Genomic DNA, 17,571 nt, shown 5'->3' with positions numbered 1-17,571 from the left:
CTCACACGGCGCGCGCGTGCGCCGCGGCCGCGGCGATCTGCTCCGCGCCGGGCCGCACGCCGGTGTACAGCACGAACTGCTCGACCGCCTGCAGCACGATGACCTCGTCGCCGCCGATCACGGGCTTGCCCAGGCGGCGCGCGGCGCGCAGCAGCGGCGTCTCGGGCGGCAGGGCCACCACGTCGAACACACCGGCGGCGCGCGCGATCCATGCGTCCGGGAAGGCCTGCGCGTCGGCGTCGGCGCCCGCCATGCCCAGCGGCGTCACGTTCACCAGCAACGCGCCTTCGGCCTGGTGCGCGTCGCCCAGATCGGCCTGCCATGGCAGGCCATGCAGCGCCGCCACGGCCTGGCCGGCCTGCGCGTTGCGCGCCAGCACGCAGCCCTGCAGGCCATGGTCCACCAGCGCGGCCAGCACGGCGCGCGCCATGCCACCGCTGCCGCGCAGCACGAAGCGCGTGGCCGGGTCCACCGCATGGGTCTTCAGCAGCGCGGCCACGGCCACGTAGTCGGTGTTGTGGGCCACCAGCCGCCCGCCCTCGTTGACGATGGTGTTGACCGACTGCAGCCGCGCGGCCGAGGGCCGCAGCTCGTCCAGCAGCGGGATGCAGGCCTCCTTGAACGGCATCGACACGGCGCAGCCGCGGATGCCCAGGGCCCGCACGCCGCCGATGGCGGCCGGCAGGTCTGTGGTGGTGAAGGCCTTGTAGACGTAGTCCAGGCCGAGGGCCTGGTACAGGTGGTTGTGCAAACGCGTGCCGAAGTTGCCGGGCCGGCCCGACAGCGACATGCACAGCTGGGTGTCGCGGCTGATGTTCATGCGGCGCCTCCTTCAGGCGGTGTGTGTTGCAGCGTGGCGCTGTCGGCGCGCCCTGCCGCATTCGCTGGTCCGATCCCCGCAAGCGGGACTCGTCTCCATGGCGCTCATGCCGCGATCTTCTTCTTGAACAGCCCCAATGCCAAGGCCGTCACCACCGTGCCCGCGACGATGGCCGCGCCGTACAGCAGCACGTGGTTCACCGCGTTCGGGATGGCCAGCACGAACACGCCGCCGTGCGGCGCCTGCAGCGCCACGCCCCACCACATCGACAGCGCGCCGGCCGTGGCCGCGCCCAGCACGCAGGCCGGGATCACGCGCAGCGGATCGCGCGCCACATACGGGATGGCGCCTTCGGTGATGAAGGCCAGGCCCAGCACGGCGGCGGCCTTGCTGGCCTCGCGCTCCTCGGCATTGAAGCGGCTCGCGAACAGCCTGCAGGCCAGCGCGATGCCCAGCGGCGGCACCATGCCGGCGGCCATCGCGGCGGCCATGGGCGTGGCCACGCCGCTGGCGATCAGCGAGGTCGAGAACACGTAGGCGGCCTTGTTGATGGGGCCGCCCATGTCGGCGGCCATCATGGCGCCCAGCACGATGCCCAGCAGCACGGCGCTGGAACTCTGCATGCCCTTGAGGAACCCGGTCAGCGCCGTCATGGCCGCGGCCACGGGGTGGCCGATGACCATCAGCATGAGCAGACCGACGATGGCCGAGCCCAGCAATGGCAGCAGCAGCACGGGCTTGAGCCCCTCCAGCCCGCGCGGCAGGCGGATCCACTGGTTCAGCCACTTGACGGCGTAGCCCGCGATGAAGCCGGCCGCGATGCCGCCCAGGAAGCCCGCGCCGACGGTGCCGGCCAGCATGCCGCCGACCATGCCGGGCGCGATGCCGGGCCGGTCGGCGATGGAGAACGCGATGTAGCCCGCCAGCGCCGGCACCATGAGCGCGAAGGCAGCCTTCGCACCGACCTGGAACAGCGACCAGCCGATGGTGCCCTGGTGCGCATCGTCGTAGACGTAGATGCCGCCCAGCGCGAAAGCCAGCGCGATCAGCAGGCCGCCTGCGACCACGAAGGGCAGCATGAAGGACACGCCGGTCATGAGGTGCTTGTAGGGGCCGCTGGCGGCGCCCTTGCTGGCACCGGCCGCGGGCGCGGCGCTGGTGGCCCCGGCGTCCTGCCACGGCGCGGCTTCGGCCTGGGCCTTGCCGATCAGTGCGGCGGCGTCGTGGATGGCGGCCTTGGTGCTGGCGCTGTACAGGCGCTTGCCGGCAAAGCGCGCGCGGTCGACCTGCGTGTCGGCGGCGATCAGCACGAGGTCGGCATCGGCGATGGCCTGCGCGCTCAAGGCGTTCTGCGCGCCGACGGAGCCCTGTGTCTCCACATGGATCTGGTGGCCCAGGGCCTTGGCGCCCTGCTCCAGCGCCTCGGCCGCCATGAAGGTGTGGGCCACGCCGGTGGGGCACGAGGTGATGGCGACGATGCGCAGCGGCCTGGCCGCAGCCTGGGCCGGGGCTGGCGCCGCGGGCATGCCCAGCCGCGCCAGCGCCTGCTGCACGACCTGCGCGGCATCGCGGAACACGGCCTCGGGCGCGACCTCCAGCAGCCGGTCGGCCGGCAGCGCGCTGCGGTCGATGCCGCTGCCCGCGTCGGCCGCCAGGATCACGGCGTGGGCCTGCGCCAGCTCCTCGGGCGAGAAGCCTTCCTGGGTGCCGAAGCTGCTGACCACGCGCAGCTTGAGTTCGTGCCCGAGCCGGGTGGCGGCGGCCAGCAGCGCCTCGCCCAGCATGAAGCTGTGGGCGGGGCCGGCCTGGCTGGCGGCGATGGCAAAGAGTTGGGCCATGGTGGGTGTCTCCGTCGTTCAAATGGATCGGGGTTGGATCTGCGCGGCCAGCGCGTCGATCTCGGCGCGCGGCGGCAGGCCGGGCGCGATGCGCTGGATGCGCGCGGCCGCGCAGGCCATGCCGAACACGGCGGCGTCCAGCGGCGCGCGGCCGGCGATCAGCGCGCCCAGCGTGCCGGCCACGAGCGCGTCGCCCGCGCCGACCGTGGTGGCCACGGGCACCCGCGGCGTGGCGGCGAACCAGCGCTGGCCCTGGCTGGCGATGACGGCGCCCTCGCCGCCCAGCGAGACCACGACCAGCGCGATGCCGTCCTGCTGCAGCTGCGCGGCCGCATCGGCCACGGCAGCGGGCGTGGGCAGCGCGCGGCCGACCAGTTCCTCGAGTTCGGCGCGGTTGGGCTTGATGAAATCGGGCGCGGGCTGCAGCGCCGCCAGCAGCGCGCGCAGCGCCGCGCCGCCGGTGTCGACCATGAGCCGCGCGCCATGGCCGCGCAGCGTGGCCGCCATGCGCGCCATGTCGGCCGGCGTGAGGCCGGGCGGCAGGCTGCCGGCCAGCGTGACCCAGGTGCCGGGGCCGACCAGCGGCACCAGCTTGTGCAGCAGCCCGGCCTCGGCACCGGCCTGCAGCACGGGATCGAAGGCGATGCCGGGCAGGTTGATGTCGGTGGTCTCGCCGTGCGTGGCGTCGGCCAGCTTGATGTTGGTGCGGGTGCGGCCGGGCACGCGGCACATGGCGTCGAGGATGCCCGCCTGCGCGAAGCTGCGCTCGAAACGCTCCGGGTTCTCCGCGCCGAGCCAGCCGCCGGCGGCCACGCGCACGCCCAGCGCGGCCAGCACGGCCGCCACGCCGATGCCCTTGCCGCCAGCCTCGAACTGCTCGGCCCGCGCGCGGTGCACCGCCCCGGGGTCCAGCCGATCCACCGTGACGGTGTGGTCGATCGCCGGGTTCGGCGTGAGGGTGATGACCTGCACCGCGTCCATCACGCCGCCCCCCCGGCGCGCAGCTGCGCGCCCAGTGCGCGCACCTGGTCGCCGTCGTCCATGTCCAGCGCCTGCAGCGCCAGGGCCTGCAGCTCGGCCAGGCTGTGGCGGCGCAGCAGCGCCTTGATGGCCGTGGTGTCGCCCACGCTCATGCTGAGTTCCTGCACGCCCAGGCCGGTGAGCAGCGCGGCGCCCAGCGGCTCGCCCGCCAGGCCGCCGCACACGCCGACCCAGCGGCCATGGCGGCGCGCGCCGGCCACCGTGTCGGCCACCAGCCGCAGCACGGCCGGGTGCAGGCTGTCGGCCATGCCGGCCAGCTGCGGGTGCTGGCGGTCCACGGCCAGCGTGTACTGCGTGAGGTCGTTCGTGCCGATGGAGAAGAAGTCCACGTGCGCGGCCAGCCGGTCGGCCATGCGGGCGGCCGAGGGCACCTCGATCATGATGCCCAACGGGATGCGCTGGTGCGCCAGGCCCAGCTGTTGCTGCACCTCGGCCAGCCGGGCCTTGAGCTGCCGCACCTCGTCCACCGTGCTGATCATCGGGAACATGATGGACAGCGGCCCCGTCTGCGCAGCCCGCACGAGCGCGCGCAGCTGCGGCAGCAGCAGGTCGTCGCGCTGCAGGCACAGGCGCGCGCCGCGCACGCCCAGGAAGGGGTTCTCCTCCACCGGCAGGTTCAGGTGCGGCACCTGCTTGTCGCCGCCGATGTCCAGCGTGCGCACGATCAGCGGCCGCCCGCCCAGGGCCTGCACCATGGCCTGGTAGACGGCGAACTGCTCTTCCTCGTCCGGCACGTGGTCGCGTTCGAGGAACAGGAACTCGGTGCGCATCAGGCCCACGCCCTCGGCGCCCTGCTCCAGCGCACGTGCCACCTGGTCGGCACGGTTCACGTTGGCGGCGATCTCGATGGTGTGGCCGTCGGTGGTGGTGGCGGGCTGCAGGCGGCTGGCGGCTTCCTCGGCCTGGTGGCGGGCCAGGCGCTCGATCATGCCCACGGTCTCCTGCAGCGCGGCCTCGGTCGGCGCGATATGCAGCTGGCCGCGGTAGCCATCGAGGATGGCGCGCTCGCCCGGCTGCAGGTGCAGCACGCCGGGGCCGGCGGCCACCACGGCCGGCAGGCCCAGCGCACGCGCCAGGATGGCCGTGTGCGCGGTGGGGCCGCCGCGCGCGGTGCAGAAGCCCTTGACGCGCTGCACGTCGATCTGCGCCGTGACCGAGGGCGACAGGTCGTCGGCCAGCAGCAGCGCATCGCGCGGCCAGGTGGAGGGGTCGGTGCCGGCGTCGTCGCCGCGGCCCAGCAGGTGGCGCAGCACGCGCTCGCCCACGTCCTGCAGGTCGGCCGCGCGGGCGGCCAGCATGGCGTCCGCCACGGCGCGCTGGGTGGCCACGCGCTCGGCCAGTACATGGCGCCAGGCCCAGGCCGCGCCGTGCCCCTGCACCACCAGGCGGCTGACCTCGCGCAGCAGCACGGGGTCGCGCAGCATCTGGCCGTGCGCGTCGAAGATGCCGGCCTGCTCGGCGCGGCCCTGGGCGCGGGCCTGCTCGGCCAGGTGGTAGATCTGCGCGGCGGCGGCGTTCAGCGCGCGGTCCAGCTGCGCGGCCTCCTCGGCGAAGCCGCGGTGCGCATCGGCCACTTCCAGCGTGCCCGCCTCGGCGCTGACCAGCGTGCCGATCACCAGGCCCGGGCTGGCGGCGATGCCGCTGATGGTCTGGCGCGCGGCGGGCTGCCAGTCGCCCAGCAGCCGGCCCAGGCCCTGGGCCTGCGCCTGGCGCGCGGCGGCCAGTTCGGCCTGGCGGGTTTCCTCGTCGCCCAGGCGCAGCACCAGGTCGCGTAGCGCGGCCAGCGCGGCCTCGGCGTCCGGGCCCTGGGCGGACAGCCGCAGCGCGGCGCCCCGGCCCGCGCCCAGGCTCAGCAGCGCGGCCATGTTGCGGGCGTCGGCCACGGCATCGCCATGGCGCACGCGCAGCGCGGCCTGGAAGCGCGCGGCCAGCTGCGCCCATTGCCCGGCCGGGCGGGCGTGCAGGCCGTTGGGGTAGTTCAGCGTGAGGTCCAGGCCCAGCGAGAAGTCCTGCGCGGGCGTGGCGGCGGCATCGGGCGCGGCGTCGCTCGTCAGCGCGGCGACGATCTCGTCGGCACGCTGCGTGCGCACCAGTTGTTCGATGCGGGTGCCGTCGCGCATGAGCCGCGTGAGCCGGCGCAGCACCGTGATGTGCTCGTCCGACGCGGCGGCGATGGCCACCACCAGGTGCACCGGCTTGTCGGCACTGCCCCAGGCCACGCCCTGCGGCACCTGCAGCACCGCCAGGCCGGTGCGGCGCACCAGGCCCTTGTCTTCCACCATGCCATGGGGAATGGCCACGCCCTGGCCCAGGTAGGTGGTGGCGACCTGCTCGCGGCGCAGCAGGCTGGCGACGTAGGCGGCGTCGCAGAAGCCGGCCTGCACCAGCAGCGCGCCGGCGCTGCGCACGGCGTCCTCGCGGTCGGCCGGGCTGGCCGCGAGGCTGACCTCCACGGCGGTAGGAAGCATTTCCAAGCGTGTCTCCCGAAGTTCTGGAATCGATTCCAAAATTATTCCGCAAGCGGAAGCGATCGGTCCAGAAGATTCATGCTGACGCGCCTTAAAACCAAGGGTAAACACCGATAAATCCATCGCAGGAGAGCGGGTTTCGACACGGAAAATCAAGGAATCGATACCAAATACGAACCGCACGCCATGTCCTCACCCCTGGCCACACCGGGCAACCCCAGCATCAAGGATGTGGCGCAGCGCGCCGGGGTATCGACCACCACCGTCTCGCGCGTGCTGACCGATGCCCAGGCCGTGCGCCCGGCATTGCGCGAGCGCGTGCAGCAGGCCATCGCCGAGCTGGGCTGGCGGCCCAGCCTGGCGGCGCGGCGGCTGCGCCAGCGCACCACCTCGCTGATCGGCCTGGTGGTGGCCGACATCCGCAATCCCTTCTTCACCGCCATCAGCCGGGCCGTGGAAGACATGGCCTATGCGGCCGGGCTGCGGCTGATCCTGTGCAACAGCGACGAGGACCCGGCCAAGGAGCAGTCCTACCTGGAGCTCATGGCCGACGAACGCGCCAGCGGCGTGATCCTGGCGCCCACGCTGGAGTTCACCGAGCGCCACACGCCCGGCCAGTGGCCGTTTCCACTGGTGATGGTGGACCGCGCGCCGCAGGCCGCGGCCAACGATGCCGTGCTGCTGGACAACTTCGGCGCGGCCGGCGACCTCACGCGCCACCTGCTGGCGCAGGGCTGCCGGCGCATCGCCTTGCTGGCAGGCAGCCACAGCACCACCGGCCGCCAGCGCCAGGCCGGCTACGAGGCGGCCCTGCGCGCCGCGGGGCTCACGCCGCGCGTGCTGGCGCTGCGGCCCGACGCGCAGGCCGGCCAGGACGGCGCGGCACGGCTGCTGGCCGAACCGCCAAGCACGCGGCCGGACGCCCTGCTGGCCACCAGCGGCCTGCTGCTGCTGGGCGGCTGGCGCGCCGCGCGGGCGGCCGGCCTGGCCCTGCCGATGGACCTGGCGCTGGCCGGCTTCGACGACAACGACTGGACCACCATGCCCGATCCGGCCATCACGGTGCTGGCCCAGCCTACCCAGGACATCGGCCGCAGCGCCGCCGAGCTGCTGCTGCAGCGCCTGGCCGAGCCGGAGCGGGCGCCGCGCCGCGTCGTGCTGCAGGGGCAGCTGGTGGTGCGGGGGTCGAGCCTGCGGGCGGGGTGAGCCGGGTACGGCCCGGGATTTCGCCGGCAAGGCCATGCCGTCGCGGTATCCGCCACCCACCAGCGCGTGAGAAACTTCCAGGCAAGCGCACATGCGCAGGGAGTCCGTCCATGACCAATCTGCAGATCACCTTGCCCGACGCGCTGGCCCGCGAAGCGGCCAGCGCCGGCCTGCTGGCACCGCCAATGCTCGAACGCATCCTGCGTGAGCAACTGCGCAAGGAGCGCATCGACAAGATGAAGGCTGCCCGCGCCGCGCTGGCAGCAGAGCCCCTGGCGCCCATGACGCCGGACGAAATCAGCGCGGAGATCAGCGCCTATCGGACTGCGCAGCGCCATGCGCTTGGTTCTTGACACCAATACGGCGCTGTCGGGCCTGTTGTGGGGTGGCACGCCGAGCCATCTCATCGATGCTGTCCTGGCGCAACGCATCGAGATCGCCACCAGCGCCGCGCTGCTCGCCGAACTGCATGGCGTGCTGTCGCGCGACAAGTTCACCCGGCAGCTCACGCGGCGCGGGCTGACGGTGGACGACGTTTTCCATGGCTATGCCGCCATGTCCATCGTGGTCACGCCCGCAGCCATGGCACCCACCATCCTGCGTGACCCTGCAGACGACGCCGTGTTGGCTGCCGCACTGGCTGCACGTGCCGATCTGATCGTATCGGGCGATGCGCACCTGCTCGATCTGAAGCACTTCCAGGGCATGGCCATCGTGACGGCCTCTGCAGCCGTCCAGCATATCGGCCCGATTGCATAGCCTGCGCAGGCAGCGCGCCTCCTAGCGTCCCTGCATCGCACCGCCGCCATCAGCGTCAGGAAGCGGCGGCATCGGGCCTCTCGCCCCCGCCCTGCGCGTCGTCCACGCGCTGCATGTTCTCCAGCAGCTTGAGCAGGTAGTGCAGGCTGTGCGTCACGTCGTTGACCGAGAAGCCGTCGAGCACCTGGCCGTAGTAGCCGTGGATCTTCGGTAGCGCCTCCTCCTGCCAGACGCGGCGGCCGTCCGCGCTCATGCTGACGATGCGCGAGCGCCGGTCCGCCGGATCGGGGCCGCTCTGCACACGGCCATCGCGCTCCATCCGGCCGATCAGGCCCGACAGGTTCTGCCGGCTCACCTTCAGGTAGCGCGCCAGGTCGCCCACGCTCATGCCGACGCCGGCTTCGGGCCGCGACAGCGCACCCAGCACCGCCCACTGCTGCGTGGTCAAGCCCTCCTGCTCCACCGCTCGCGTGCCGGTTTTATGCAACATATTTGCACATTGGTACAGACGGAAAAACAGGCGATTGGCCAATGCCATGCGCGCAGCCTGCGTTTCTTCTTCAGGGTAAACCATGAATTCTCCAAAAAATCGGCACTTGCATTGCAGATCGGATCGGCCCAGAATTGAGACAACATATTTACCTAAATGGCCGACGCGTGCAATGCCTTGCTCCGACGATAGCAAGGGATGCCGAGGCCCCACCCCAGGAGAGAGCAGCATGAACAGATTCGAAGGCAGGACCGTGGTGGTCACGGGCGGCGGCGGCGGCATCGGCGGCGCAAGCTGCCGGCGCTTCGCCAGCGAGGGCGCCCAGGTCGCGGTGTTCGACCGCAACGCCGAGGCTGCCGACAAGGTGGCCGCGCAGATCCGCGGGTCCGGCGGCCAGGCCCGCGCCTTCCGCTGCGACATCACCGACCGCACCAGCGTGGACGCAGCCGTGGCCGCCGCCGTGGACGCGTTCGGCGCCATCGACGTGCTGGTCAACAACGCCGGCTGGGACGTGTTCCGCCCCTTCACCAAGACCGAGCCGGCGCAGTGGGACCAGCTCATCGCCATCAACCTCACCGGCGCGCTGCACATGCACCACGCGGTGCTGCCGGGCATGGCGGCGCGCAAGCGCGGGCGCATCGTCAACATCGCGTCCGACGCGGCGCGCGTGGGCTCTTCGGGCGAGGCGGTGTACGCGGCCTGCAAGGGCGGGCTGGTGGCGTTCTCCAAGACCATCGCCCGCGAGCATGCGCGCCACGGCATCACCGTGAACGTGGTCTGCCCCGGCCCGACCGACACCGCGCTGTTCGCCGACTACAAGGAGGGTGCCGGCAACCCCGAGAAGCTGATGGAGGCCTTCACGCGCTCCATCCCGCTGGGCCGCATCGGCCAGCCCGACGACCTGCCCGGCGCCATTGCCTTCTTCGCCAGCGACGACGCCGGCTTCATCACCGGCCAGGTGCTGTCCGTCTCGGGCGGCCTGACCATGAACGGCTGACCACCACAGAGGACGACGACACCATGGAATACGAAGACATCCTGTACGAAGTGCGCAACAGCGTGGCCTGGATCACCATCAACCGGCCCGAGAAGATGAACGCGTTCCGCGGCCAGACCTGCGACGAGCTCATCCGCGCGCTGAACAAGGCGGGCTACGACAAGGGCGTCGGCGCCATCGTGCTGGCCGGCGCTGGCGAGAAGGCGTTCTGCACCGGCGGCGACCAGTCGGCCCACAACGGCAACTACGACGGGCGCGGCACCATCGGCCTGCCGATGGAAGAGCTGCACACCGCCATCCGCGACGTGCCCAAGCCGGTGATCGCCCGCGTGCAGGGTTTTGCCATCGGCGGCGGCAACGTGCTGTGCACCATCTGCGACCTGACCATCGCCTCCGAGAAGGCCATCTTCGGCCAGGTCGGCCCCAAGATGGGATCGGTCGACCCCGGCTACGGCACGGCCTTCCTGGCGCGTGTGGTGGGCGAGAAGAAGGCGCGCGAGATCTGGTACCTGAACCGGCGCTACAGCGGCGCCGAGGCCGTGGCCATGGGCCTGGCCAACGTCTGCGTGCCGCCCGAGCAGCTCGACGCCACCGTGCAGCAGTGGGCCGAGGAGATCTGCGAGCGCAGCCCCACGGCGATCGCGATTGCCAAGCGCAGCTTCAACGCCGACACCGCGCACCAAGCCGGCATCGCGGGCCTGGGCATGTACGCGCTGAAGCTCTACTACGACACCGAGGAGTCGCGCGAGGGCGTGAAGGCGCTCGGCGAGCGGCGCAAGCCCGACTTCCGCAAGTACGCCAAGTAGAGGCCGCGCCATGAACCCCTACATCGACGACGACCTGGCGGCGATTGCCGAGCAGGCGCGGCGCTTCGCCACCGACCGCGTGGCGCCGGGCTTCCAGGAACGCGACCGCACGCGCGTGCTCGACCGCACGCTGATGCGCGAAATGGGCGAGATGGGCTTCATCGCGCCCGAACTGCCCGAGGCCCAGGGCGGCCAGGGACTGGGCGCACTCGCAGCCGGCGTCATCCACGAAGAGATCGCGCGGGCCGACCTGTCGATCAGCTACATCAACCTGCTGGCCTCGCTGAACGGGCAGATCCTGTCGGCGCACGGCCAGCCCGGCGTGGCCGCGCCCTGGCTGCGCCGGCTCACGCGCGGCGAGGCGCTGCTGGCCATCGCGCTGACGGAGCCGCGCGGCGGCTCGGACGCGGCCAACCTGCGGCTGCGCGTGGAGCGCGCGGGCGAGCACTATGTGTTGAACGGCGAGAAGACCTCGATCTCGGCCGCCGACCAGTGCGACGCGGCCGTGGTCTTCGGCCGCACCGGCAGCGTCGAATCGCAGGCCCACGGCGTCACCGCGCTGCTGGTGCCCATGGACCTGCCCGGCATCACGCGCAACCGCTTCGACTGCCATGGCCAGCGCGCCATCGGCCGCGGCTCGCTGTTCTTCGAGAACGTGCGCGTGCCCGTGGACCACCGGCTCGGCGACGAGAACAAGGGCTTCGTGCAGGTCATGCAGGGCTTCGACTACTCGCGCGCGCTGATCGGCCTGCAGGTGCTGGCCGTGGCCCGCGTGGCGCTGGAGGAAGCCTGGGCTTACGCGGCACAGCGCGAAGCCTTCGGCAAGCCGCTGACGGCCTTCCAGGGCGTGTCGCACCCGCTGGCCGATGGCGACACCCAGGTCGAGGCCGCACGGCTCTTGTGCCTGCAGGCGCTGTGGCGCAAGGACAAGGGCCTGCCGCACAGCGCCGAGGCCGCCATGTGCAAGTGGTGGGCGCCCAAGCTGGCCTACGACGTGGTGCACCAGTGCCTGCTGTCCTTCGGCCACGGCGGCTACGACCGCGGGCCGATGGAGCAGCGCCTGCGCGACGTGCTGGGATTCCAGATCGGCGACGGCACGGCCCAGATCATGAAGACCGTCATCGCGCGCGCCCGCGCCGGCCGCCTGGCCGTGCCGAACTGAACGACCACAAGCAAGGAGACACCTCATGGAATTCGATGCCGTCCTGCTGCCGCCGCGGCGCGCCGCGAGCGTGGCGCAAGGCCACTGGGCCGACAAGACCGCCTGCGATCTGCTCGACGCCGCGGTGGCCGCGCACCCCGACCGCGTGGCGCTGACCGCCTTGCGCAGCGATGCGGACCAGCCGCGCCGCTTCACCTACCGCGCCTTGGCGGCCATGGCCGACCGCATCGCCGTGGGCCTGTCGCGCCTGGGCGTGGGACGCAACGACGTGGTCGCCATGCAGTTGCCCAACTGGTGGCAGTTCAGCCTGCTGGCGCTGGCCTGCGCGCGGCTGGGCGCGGTCATCAATCCGCTGATGCCGATCTTCCGTGAGCGCGAGCTGTCGTTCATGCTGCGCCACGGCGAGGCCAAGGTCTTCGTCGTGCCCGCGCAGTTCCGCGGCTTCGGCCATGCCGCCATGGCACGCGCGCTGCAGGCCGAACTGCCCACGCTGCAGCACGTGGTGGTGGTCGGCAGCGGCGGCGCGGACGATTTCGAAGCGCTGCTGTCCGGCCCGGCCTGGGAGCGCGAACGCGACGCCGAGGACATCCTGCACAAGAGCCGCCCGGGGCCGGACGACATCGTGCAGCTGATCTACACCTCGGGCACCACCGGCGAGCCCAAGGGCGTGCTGCACAGCGCCAACACGCTGCTGGCCAACATCCGGCCGTACGCCGAACGGCTAGGCCTGTCCAGCGCGGACACGGTGTTCATGGCCTCGCCCATGGCGCACCAGACGGGCTTCATGTATGGATTGCTGATGCCGATCCTGCTGCAGTGCCCGGCCGTGCTGCAGGACATCTGGGACCCGGCGCGCGCGGTGCAGGCCATCCGCGCGGAGGGCGCCACCTTCACGATGGCGTCCACGCCGTTCCTGACCGACCTCACGCGGGCCGTGCGCGAAGGCGGCCAGGGCGTGCCGACCTTGCGCACCTTCCTGTGCGCCGGCGCGCCCATCCCCGGCCCGCTGGTGCAGCAGGCGCGCGAGACGCTGGGCACCAAGATCGTCTCGGCCTGGGGCATGACCGAGAACGGCGCGGTCACGCTGATCCGGCTCGACGACGCCGATGAGCGCGCCTACACCACCGACGGCTCCCCGCTGCCCGGCGTGGAACTCAAGGTGGTGGACTTCGACGGCACGGAACTGCCGCGCGGCGAATCCGGCAAGCTGCTGGTGCGCGCGGCCTCGAACTTCGGCGGCTACCTCAAGCGTCCGCACCTCAACGGCACCGACGCCGACGGCTGGTTCGACACCGGCGACCTGGCCCGCATGGACGACCAGGGCTACATCCGCATCAGCGGGCGCAGCAAGGACGTGATCATCCGCGGCGGCGAGAACATCCCGGTGTTCGAGGTCGAGTCGCTGCTCTACAAGCACCCGGCCGTGCTGCAGGTGGCCGTGGTGGCCTACCCCGACGAACGCCTGGGCGAGCGGGCCTGCGCCTTCGTCGTGCCCAAGCCCGGGCAGGCCATCGACCTGGCCGAGATCGTGCGTTTCCTCAAGGCCGAGAAGGTGGCCGTGCAGTACGCGCCCGAGAAGCTGATCGTGCTCGAGGCCATGCCGGCCACGCCGTCCGGAAAGATCCAGAAGTTCAAGCTGCGCGAGCTGGTGCAGGGCACCGCCTGATTCCCCACAACGACCCGAGGAGACACCCATGAAGAAGAACATCGCGCGCCGCGGCGCGCTGGCCGCCGCATGCCTGGCCCTGGCGGGCGCATCCTGGGCCCAGGCACCCGCCTGGCCCGGCAGCAAGCCCGTGCGCATCGTCGTCGGTTTCGCGCCGGGCGGCAGCACCGACGTGATGGCCCGCATCGTGGCGCAGTCGGTCGGCGAGGCCATCGGCCAGACCGTGCTCATCGACAACAAGCCCGGCGCCAGCGGCAACATCGCTGCATCCGAAGTGGTGCGCGCCGCGCCGGACGGCCACACCTTCCTGATCGCGCCGACCTCGGTCGAGACGGCCAACCCCTGGCTGTTCAAGTCCGCGCTGCTGCCCTCGCGCGACCTCACGCCCGTGGGCACCATCGGCAAGACGCAGATGTACCTGGTGGCCAAGCCGCAGATGGCGGCGAAGGACGTGCGCGAACTCGTGGCGCTGGCAAAGGCCCAGCCCGGCAAGCTGTCCTACGCCTCGGCCGGCACCGGCACGCCGCCGCACCTGGCCTGCGAGATGTTCAAGGCCGCGAGCGGCACCTTCGTCACCCACATCCCCTACCGCGGCGCGGCGCCGGCGCTGCAGGACGTGCTGTCGGGCCAGGCCGATTTCGTGTGCGACCCGGGCATCGCGTTCCCGCACATCCGCAGCGGCAAGGTCAAGCTGCTGGGCGTCGTCAGCGCCAAGCGCTCCCCGTTCTTCCCGGACGTGCCCACGGTGGGCGAACAGGGCGTGGCCGGCGCCGACCTGGACATCTGGTTCGGCCTGTGGGCGCCCAACGGCACGCCGCCCGAGATCCTCGCGCGCATGAACAAGGAACTGGCCCGCGCGCTGGCCCAGCCCGCGCTGGCCAAGCGCTACGGCGACCTGGGCGCCGAGCCGGTGGCGATGGAGACGGCCGAGTTCCGCGCGCTGCTGCAGCGCGAGGGCAAGCAGCTGGAGACGCTGATCAAGGCGCAGGGGATCACGGTGGAATAGTGCGCGGCCACAGCGCCCACATCTTCAAGGGCTGCTTGAGCCGGCCGGCAAAATCCCCCGCCTCCGCCCCCCAGCCCGCGAAGTAGTCCGCCCGCACGGCGCCGACGATGGCGCTGCCCGTGTCCTGCGCCAGCACCAGCCGGGCCAGCGTCGTGACCGGGCCTTGCGAGGCCAGCCAGACCGGCGTGCCATAGGGGATGCTCTGCGGGTCCACCGCAATGGAACGGCCGGGCGTCAGCGCCACGCCCTGGGCGCCGCGCGGGCCGAAGGCAGCATCGAAGGGCGGCAGCGGCTCCTCGCGGAAGAACACCATGCGCGGGTTGGCCCACAGCATGTCGCGCACGCGGCCGGGGTTCTGCAGGGTCCAGGCCTTGATGCCGGGCCAGGTGGCGTCGCGGATGGCGCCCTGGTCCAGCAGCCAGCGGCCCACGCTCTTGTAGGGCTGCTCGTTGGTGCCGGCATAGGCCAGGCGCACCAGCTTCTGGCTGCCGTCGGGTTCGGTCAGGCGCAGGCGGCCCGAGCCCTGGATCTGCAGCACCAGCGCGTCGACGGGGTCGGCCAGCCAGGCGATCTCGCGGCCGGCGAGCTCGGCCTGCGCCTGCGGCAGCGTCTCCATCTCCTGGCGCGTGTACCAGGGCCTGCGCTGGACCAGCGTGGCCGGCGGCTGGTACAGCGGCACGGGGAAGGCCGCGCTGGGCTGGCGCGTGGCCTCGAACATGGGCTCGTAGTAGCTGGTCAGCAGGCCTTCGCCGGCCGGCTGGCCGGGCAGCGGCTGGATGCGGTAGGGCTGCAGCCGCGCGATCATCCAGGCGCGCTGGTCTTCCAGCGTGGCGATGGACAGGCGGCGCACCTCGGCGCACAGCTGGGCCCAGGTCGTGCCCGGCCGTTCGCAGCTGCGCATCCAGGCGTTCCAGGCCTCGTGCAATGCGTCCTGGCCCACGCCGGGCAACTCGTTCCAGCGCACGGGAATCCATTGGCTGCGCCCGCGCAGGATGGGCGCGGGCAGCGGCGCGGTGTCGCCGGGCCAGTCGGCCACGGGCGGCAGGGGCGGCCAAGCCGGCACCGTGGTGGCCGGTGGCGTGCTGGGCAGGCTTGGGGGTTCGGGCCGTGGGGGCTTGCTGGAGCAGGCGACGAGCGTTCCTACAATCGCCGCGCATCCCACCCACCAGGAGAGTCGCTTCATGGTCCTGATTTTGCTCGAAGCCCTGGCAGCCCTTTTGCTGCTGGTGGGTATCGTCTGGTGGACCATGTTCTCGGGCCGCGACAAGGGCGAGCTGCCGCAGGAACGCAAGGCGGACGACCCGCGCGACTGAAGCCCCTACGCGCCCTGCGTCACACGCGGGCGGCTACAGTCTCCGGCCCTTCCGGAGACCCCCGCCTTGCTGTTCCGCTACTTCGAGAAACTTCTTCCCCCCTACCCCGGCGCCGAGCCGACCCTGCCACCGAAGGGCTTCTTTGCCTTCCTGTGGGCCTGCACCGAAGGGCTGCGCGGCAAGGTTGCCTGGCTCGCGTTGCTGACGGCGGCGATGGCCGCCTTCGACGCGCTGATGTTCGCCTTCCTGGGCCGCGTGATCGACTGGCTGGGCGGCGTGCAGCCGGCGCAGCTGTGGACCGAACGCGGCGGCGCGCTGCTCTGGCTGGGCGCGGCGCTGGCGGCCAGCGTGGGGGTGGTGGCGCTGCAGACCATCGTCAAGCACCAGGTGCTGGCCATCAACCTGCCGATGCGGCTGCGCTGGAACTTCCACCGGCTCATGCTGGGCCAGAGCATGGCCTTCTACCAGGACGAGTTCGCCGGCCGCATCACGACCAAGGTGATGCAGACCGCGCTGGCAGTGCGCGACACGCTGTTCGTGCTGGCCGACGTGCTGGTCACGATGACCATCTACGCCATGACCATCGCCGTGCTGGCCGGCGTGTTCGCGGGCGGGCTGGTCTGGCCCTTCGTGGTCTGGCTGCTGCTGTACGTGGTGGCCGCCGTGTACTTCGTGCCGCGCCTGGGCCGCGTGGGCAAGGCCCAGGCCGACGCGCGCTCGGCCATGGTCGGCCGCGTGACCGACGCCTATACCAACATCATGACGGTCAAGCTGTTCTCGCACACCCAGCGCGAGGCCCAGGTCGCCCGCAGCGCGATGCAGGAATTCATGGTCACCGGCTACCGGCAGATGCGCCTGGTCAGCGCTTTCGAGATCGTCAACCACACGCTGGCCATGGGGCTGGTGGCGGGCATGGCCGGCACGGCGCTGTGGCTGTGGTCGCTGGGCGAGGTCGGCGTGGGCGCGGTGGCGGCATCGATCGCCATGGCGCTGCGGCTGCAGGGCATGTCGCAATGGATCATGTGGGAGATGACCAGCCTGTTCGAGGCCGTGGGCACGGTGCAGGACGGCATCAACACGCTCAGCCGGCCGCGCGTGGTGGTCGACGCACCGGGCGCCAGCACATTGCAGGTCACGCGGGGCGAGGTGCGGTTCGAGGACGTGACGTTCCGCTACGGCAAGGACAAGCCGCCCGTCATCGAGCACCTGAACCTCACGGTGCGGCCCGGCGAGCGCATCGGCCTGGTCGGCCGTTCGGGCGCGGGCAAGAGCACGCTGGTCAACCTGCTGCTGCGCTTCCACGACGTGGCCGGCGGCCGGGTGCTGGTGGACGGGCAGGACATCGCCCAGGTCACGCAGGATTCGCTGCGCGCGCAGATCGGCATGGTCACGCAGGACACCAGCCTGCTGCACCGCTCGCTGGCCGACAACATCGCCTACGGCCTGCCGGACGCGAGCGAGGCGCAGATCCGCGCCGCCGCCGAACGTGCCGAGGCCTCCGGCTTCATCGACCAGCTGACGGACCTGCAGGGCCGCACGGGACTGGCGGCGCATGTGGGCGAGCGCGGGGTGAAACTCTCGGGTGGCCAGCGCCAGCGCGTGGCGATCGCCCGCGTGATGCTCAAGAACGCGCCCATCCTGCTGCTGGACGAAGCCACGAGCGCGCTGGATTCGGAGGTGGAGGCGGCCATCCAGCAAAGCCTGAACCGGCTCATGGAAGGCAAGACCGTGATCGCCATCGCGCACCGGCTGTCGACCATCGCGGCCATGGACCGGCTGATCATCCTGGACGGTGGGCGGGTGGTCGAGGAAGGCTCGCACCGCGAACTGCTGGCCCGCGACGGGCTGTATGCCCGACTGTGGGCACACCAGAGCGGCGGCTTCCTGGGCGAGGAATGAGCAAGCTGCAGGCGACGATCGCCTGCCGGCAGGACACGAACGGGGTCGGCCAGCCACTGGTGTGGCCACTGCACCCGCGGGACGGGCACCGCCCGGCCGC

Annotated in this window: 16 protein-coding genes; 10 read left to right on the top strand and 6 right to left on the bottom strand. The window is 71.7% G+C overall.

What is annotated here, in order from left to right; all coding sequences use genetic code 11:
• Position 1 precedes the first annotated feature (1 nt).
• From ASF44_RS05275 to ptsP, 4 genes are all read right to left on the bottom strand, one after another.
• Positions 2 to 820 carry a shikimate 5-dehydrogenase gene (locus ASF44_RS05275; protein ID WP_056898056.1) on the bottom strand — a complete coding sequence of 273 codons (819 nt, stop codon included), beginning with the start codon at positions 818 to 820 and terminating at the stop codon, positions 2 to 4.
• Positions 821 to 924: 104 nt separating this feature from the next.
• Complete coding sequence (locus tag ASF44_RS05270) at positions 925 to 2,658, bottom strand: fructose-specific PTS transporter subunit EIIC (RefSeq protein ID WP_056898055.1); 1,734 nt, start codon at positions 2,656 to 2,658, stop codon at positions 925 to 927.
• Positions 2,659 to 2,676: 18 nt separating this feature from the next.
• Entirely contained in the window at positions 2,677 to 3,639 is a 963-nt protein-coding gene (locus ASF44_RS05265) for a 1-phosphofructokinase family hexose kinase (RefSeq protein WP_056898054.1), read from the bottom strand.
• Entirely contained in the window at positions 3,639 to 6,167 is a 2,529-nt protein-coding gene (gene ptsP / locus ASF44_RS05260) for a phosphoenolpyruvate--protein phosphotransferase (protein ID WP_056898053.1), read from the bottom strand. The genes ASF44_RS05265 and ptsP overlap by 1 nt, the downstream gene beginning before the upstream one ends.
• 186 nt (positions 6,168 to 6,353) lie before the next feature.
• Here ptsP and ASF44_RS05255 point away from each other — a divergent pair, with 186 nt between their 5' ends.
• From ASF44_RS05255 to ASF44_RS05245, 3 genes are all read left to right on the top strand, one after another.
• Positions 6,354 to 7,373, top strand: a complete 1,020-nt coding sequence (locus tag ASF44_RS05255) for a LacI family DNA-binding transcriptional regulator (protein WP_056898052.1) — start codon at positions 6,354 to 6,356, stop codon at positions 7,371 to 7,373.
• Between the two features lie 110 nt (positions 7,374 to 7,483).
• Positions 7,484 to 7,726, top strand: a complete 243-nt coding sequence (locus ASF44_RS05250; protein WP_056898051.1) for a hypothetical protein — start codon at positions 7,484 to 7,486, stop codon at positions 7,724 to 7,726.
• Positions 7,710 to 8,132, top strand: a complete 423-nt coding sequence (locus ASF44_RS05245; protein WP_056898050.1) for a putative toxin-antitoxin system toxin component, PIN family — start codon at positions 7,710 to 7,712, stop codon at positions 8,130 to 8,132. Before ASF44_RS05250 ends, ASF44_RS05245 begins: the two co-directional genes overlap by 17 nt.
• A gap of 55 nt (positions 8,133 to 8,187) precedes the next feature.
• On the opposite strand, the gene ASF44_RS05240 is transcribed toward ASF44_RS05245, so the two are convergent.
• Positions 8,188 to 8,706, bottom strand: a complete 519-nt coding sequence (locus ASF44_RS05240; protein ID WP_056898049.1) for a MarR family winged helix-turn-helix transcriptional regulator — start codon at positions 8,704 to 8,706, stop codon at positions 8,188 to 8,190.
• Between the two features lie 145 nt (positions 8,707 to 8,851).
• Here ASF44_RS05240 and badH point away from each other — a divergent pair, with 145 nt between their 5' ends.
• Genes badH through ASF44_RS05215 form a run of 5 tightly spaced genes read left to right on the top strand, consistent with a single transcriptional unit; the run spans position 8,852 to position 14,259 of the window.
• Positions 8,852 to 9,619: a 2-hydroxycyclohexanecarboxyl-CoA dehydrogenase gene (gene badH, locus ASF44_RS05235; RefSeq protein WP_056898048.1), complete on the top strand. Its 768-nt coding sequence runs from the start codon at positions 8,852 to 8,854 to the stop codon at positions 9,617 to 9,619.
• 23 nt (positions 9,620 to 9,642) lie between these two features.
• Positions 9,643 to 10,425 carry a 2-ketocyclohexanecarboxyl-CoA hydrolase gene (gene badI, locus ASF44_RS05230; protein ID WP_056898047.1) on the top strand — a complete coding sequence of 261 codons (783 nt, stop codon included), beginning with the start codon at positions 9,643 to 9,645 and terminating at the stop codon, positions 10,423 to 10,425.
• 10 nt (positions 10,426 to 10,435) lie between these two features.
• Positions 10,436 to 11,587, top strand: coding sequence for a cyclohexanecarboxyl-CoA dehydrogenase (aliB, locus tag ASF44_RS05225; RefSeq protein ID WP_056898046.1), 1,152 nt, complete (start codon positions 10,436 to 10,438; stop codon positions 11,585 to 11,587).
• Positions 11,588 to 11,612: 25 nt separating this feature from the next.
• Positions 11,613 to 13,253 carry a cyclohexanecarboxylate-CoA ligase gene (aliA, locus tag ASF44_RS05220; RefSeq protein WP_056898045.1) on the top strand — a complete coding sequence of 547 codons (1,641 nt, stop codon included), beginning with the start codon at positions 11,613 to 11,615 and terminating at the stop codon, positions 13,251 to 13,253.
• Positions 13,254 to 13,281: 28 nt separating this feature from the next.
• The gene (locus tag ASF44_RS05215) at positions 13,282 to 14,259 is read left to right on the top strand and encodes a tripartite tricarboxylate transporter substrate binding protein (RefSeq protein ID WP_056898044.1); all 978 of its coding nucleotides are present in this window, start codon (positions 13,282 to 13,284) and stop codon (positions 14,257 to 14,259) included.
• On the opposite strand, the gene ASF44_RS05210 is transcribed toward ASF44_RS05215, so the two are convergent.
• Positions 14,246 to 15,442, bottom strand: a complete 1,197-nt coding sequence (locus ASF44_RS05210) for a murein transglycosylase A (RefSeq protein ID WP_235579127.1) — start codon at positions 15,440 to 15,442, stop codon at positions 14,246 to 14,248. The two genes, ASF44_RS05215 and ASF44_RS05210, sit on opposite strands and share 14 nt — an antisense overlap.
• Here ASF44_RS05210 and ASF44_RS33065 point away from each other — a divergent pair.
• Entirely contained in the window at positions 15,441 to 15,572 is a 132-nt protein-coding gene (locus ASF44_RS33065; protein WP_255358188.1) for a hypothetical protein, read from the top strand. The two genes, ASF44_RS05210 and ASF44_RS33065, sit on opposite strands and share 2 nt — an antisense overlap.
• Before the next feature lie 69 nt (positions 15,573 to 15,641).
• On the top strand, positions 15,642 to 17,471 hold the full coding sequence (locus ASF44_RS05205) for an ABC transporter ATP-binding protein (protein WP_200930569.1): 1,830 nt from the start codon (positions 15,642 to 15,644) through the stop codon (positions 17,469 to 17,471).
• Positions 17,472 to 17,571 lie beyond the last annotated feature (100 nt).

The sequence above is a fragment of the Pseudorhodoferax sp. Leaf274 genome, from assembly GCF_001422445.1.
Classification (GTDB): Bacteria; Pseudomonadota; Gammaproteobacteria; order Burkholderiales; family Burkholderiaceae_C; genus Pseudorhodoferax.
Note: the sequence above shows the minus strand (reverse complement) of the source record. Positions and strands in the feature narration are given on the sequence as shown.

Coding starts and splice junctions, on each gene's coding strand:
- badH (WP_056898048.1), top strand. CDS start 8,852: ATGAACAGATTCGAAGGCAGGACCGTGGTGGTCACGGGCGGCGGCGGC.
- aliA (WP_056898045.1), top strand. CDS start 11,613: ATGGAATTCGATGCCGTCCTGCTGCCGCCGCGGCGCGCCGCGAGCGTG.
- ASF44_RS05265 (WP_056898054.1), bottom strand. CDS start 3,639: ATGGACGCGGTGCAGGTCATCACCCTCACGCCGAACCCGGCGATCGAC.
- ASF44_RS05255 (WP_056898052.1), top strand. CDS start 6,354: ATGTCCTCACCCCTGGCCACACCGGGCAACCCCAGCATCAAGGATGTG.
- badI (WP_056898047.1), top strand. CDS start 9,643: ATGGAATACGAAGACATCCTGTACGAAGTGCGCAACAGCGTGGCCTGG.
- ASF44_RS05210 (WP_235579127.1), bottom strand. CDS start 15,442: ATGAAGCGACTCTCCTGGTGGGTGGGATGCGCGGCGATTGTAGGAACG.
- ptsP (WP_056898053.1), bottom strand. CDS start 6,167: ATGCTTCCTACCGCCGTGGAGGTCAGCCTCGCGGCCAGCCCGGCCGAC.
- ASF44_RS05250 (WP_056898051.1), top strand. CDS start 7,484: ATGACCAATCTGCAGATCACCTTGCCCGACGCGCTGGCCCGCGAAGCG.
- ASF44_RS33065 (WP_255358188.1), top strand. CDS start 15,441: ATGGTCCTGATTTTGCTCGAAGCCCTGGCAGCCCTTTTGCTGCTGGTG.
- ASF44_RS05270 (WP_056898055.1), bottom strand. CDS start 2,658: ATGGCCCAACTCTTTGCCATCGCCGCCAGCCAGGCCGGCCCCGCCCAC.
- ASF44_RS05245 (WP_056898050.1), top strand. CDS start 7,710: ATGCGCTTGGTTCTTGACACCAATACGGCGCTGTCGGGCCTGTTGTGG.
- aliB (WP_056898046.1), top strand. CDS start 10,436: ATGAACCCCTACATCGACGACGACCTGGCGGCGATTGCCGAGCAGGCG.
- ASF44_RS05240 (WP_056898049.1), bottom strand. CDS start 8,706: ATGGTTTACCCTGAAGAAGAAACGCAGGCTGCGCGCATGGCATTGGCC.
- ASF44_RS05215 (WP_056898044.1), top strand. CDS start 13,282: ATGAAGAAGAACATCGCGCGCCGCGGCGCGCTGGCCGCCGCATGCCTG.
- ASF44_RS05275 (WP_056898056.1), bottom strand. CDS start 820: ATGAACATCAGCCGCGACACCCAGCTGTGCATGTCGCTGTCGGGCCGG.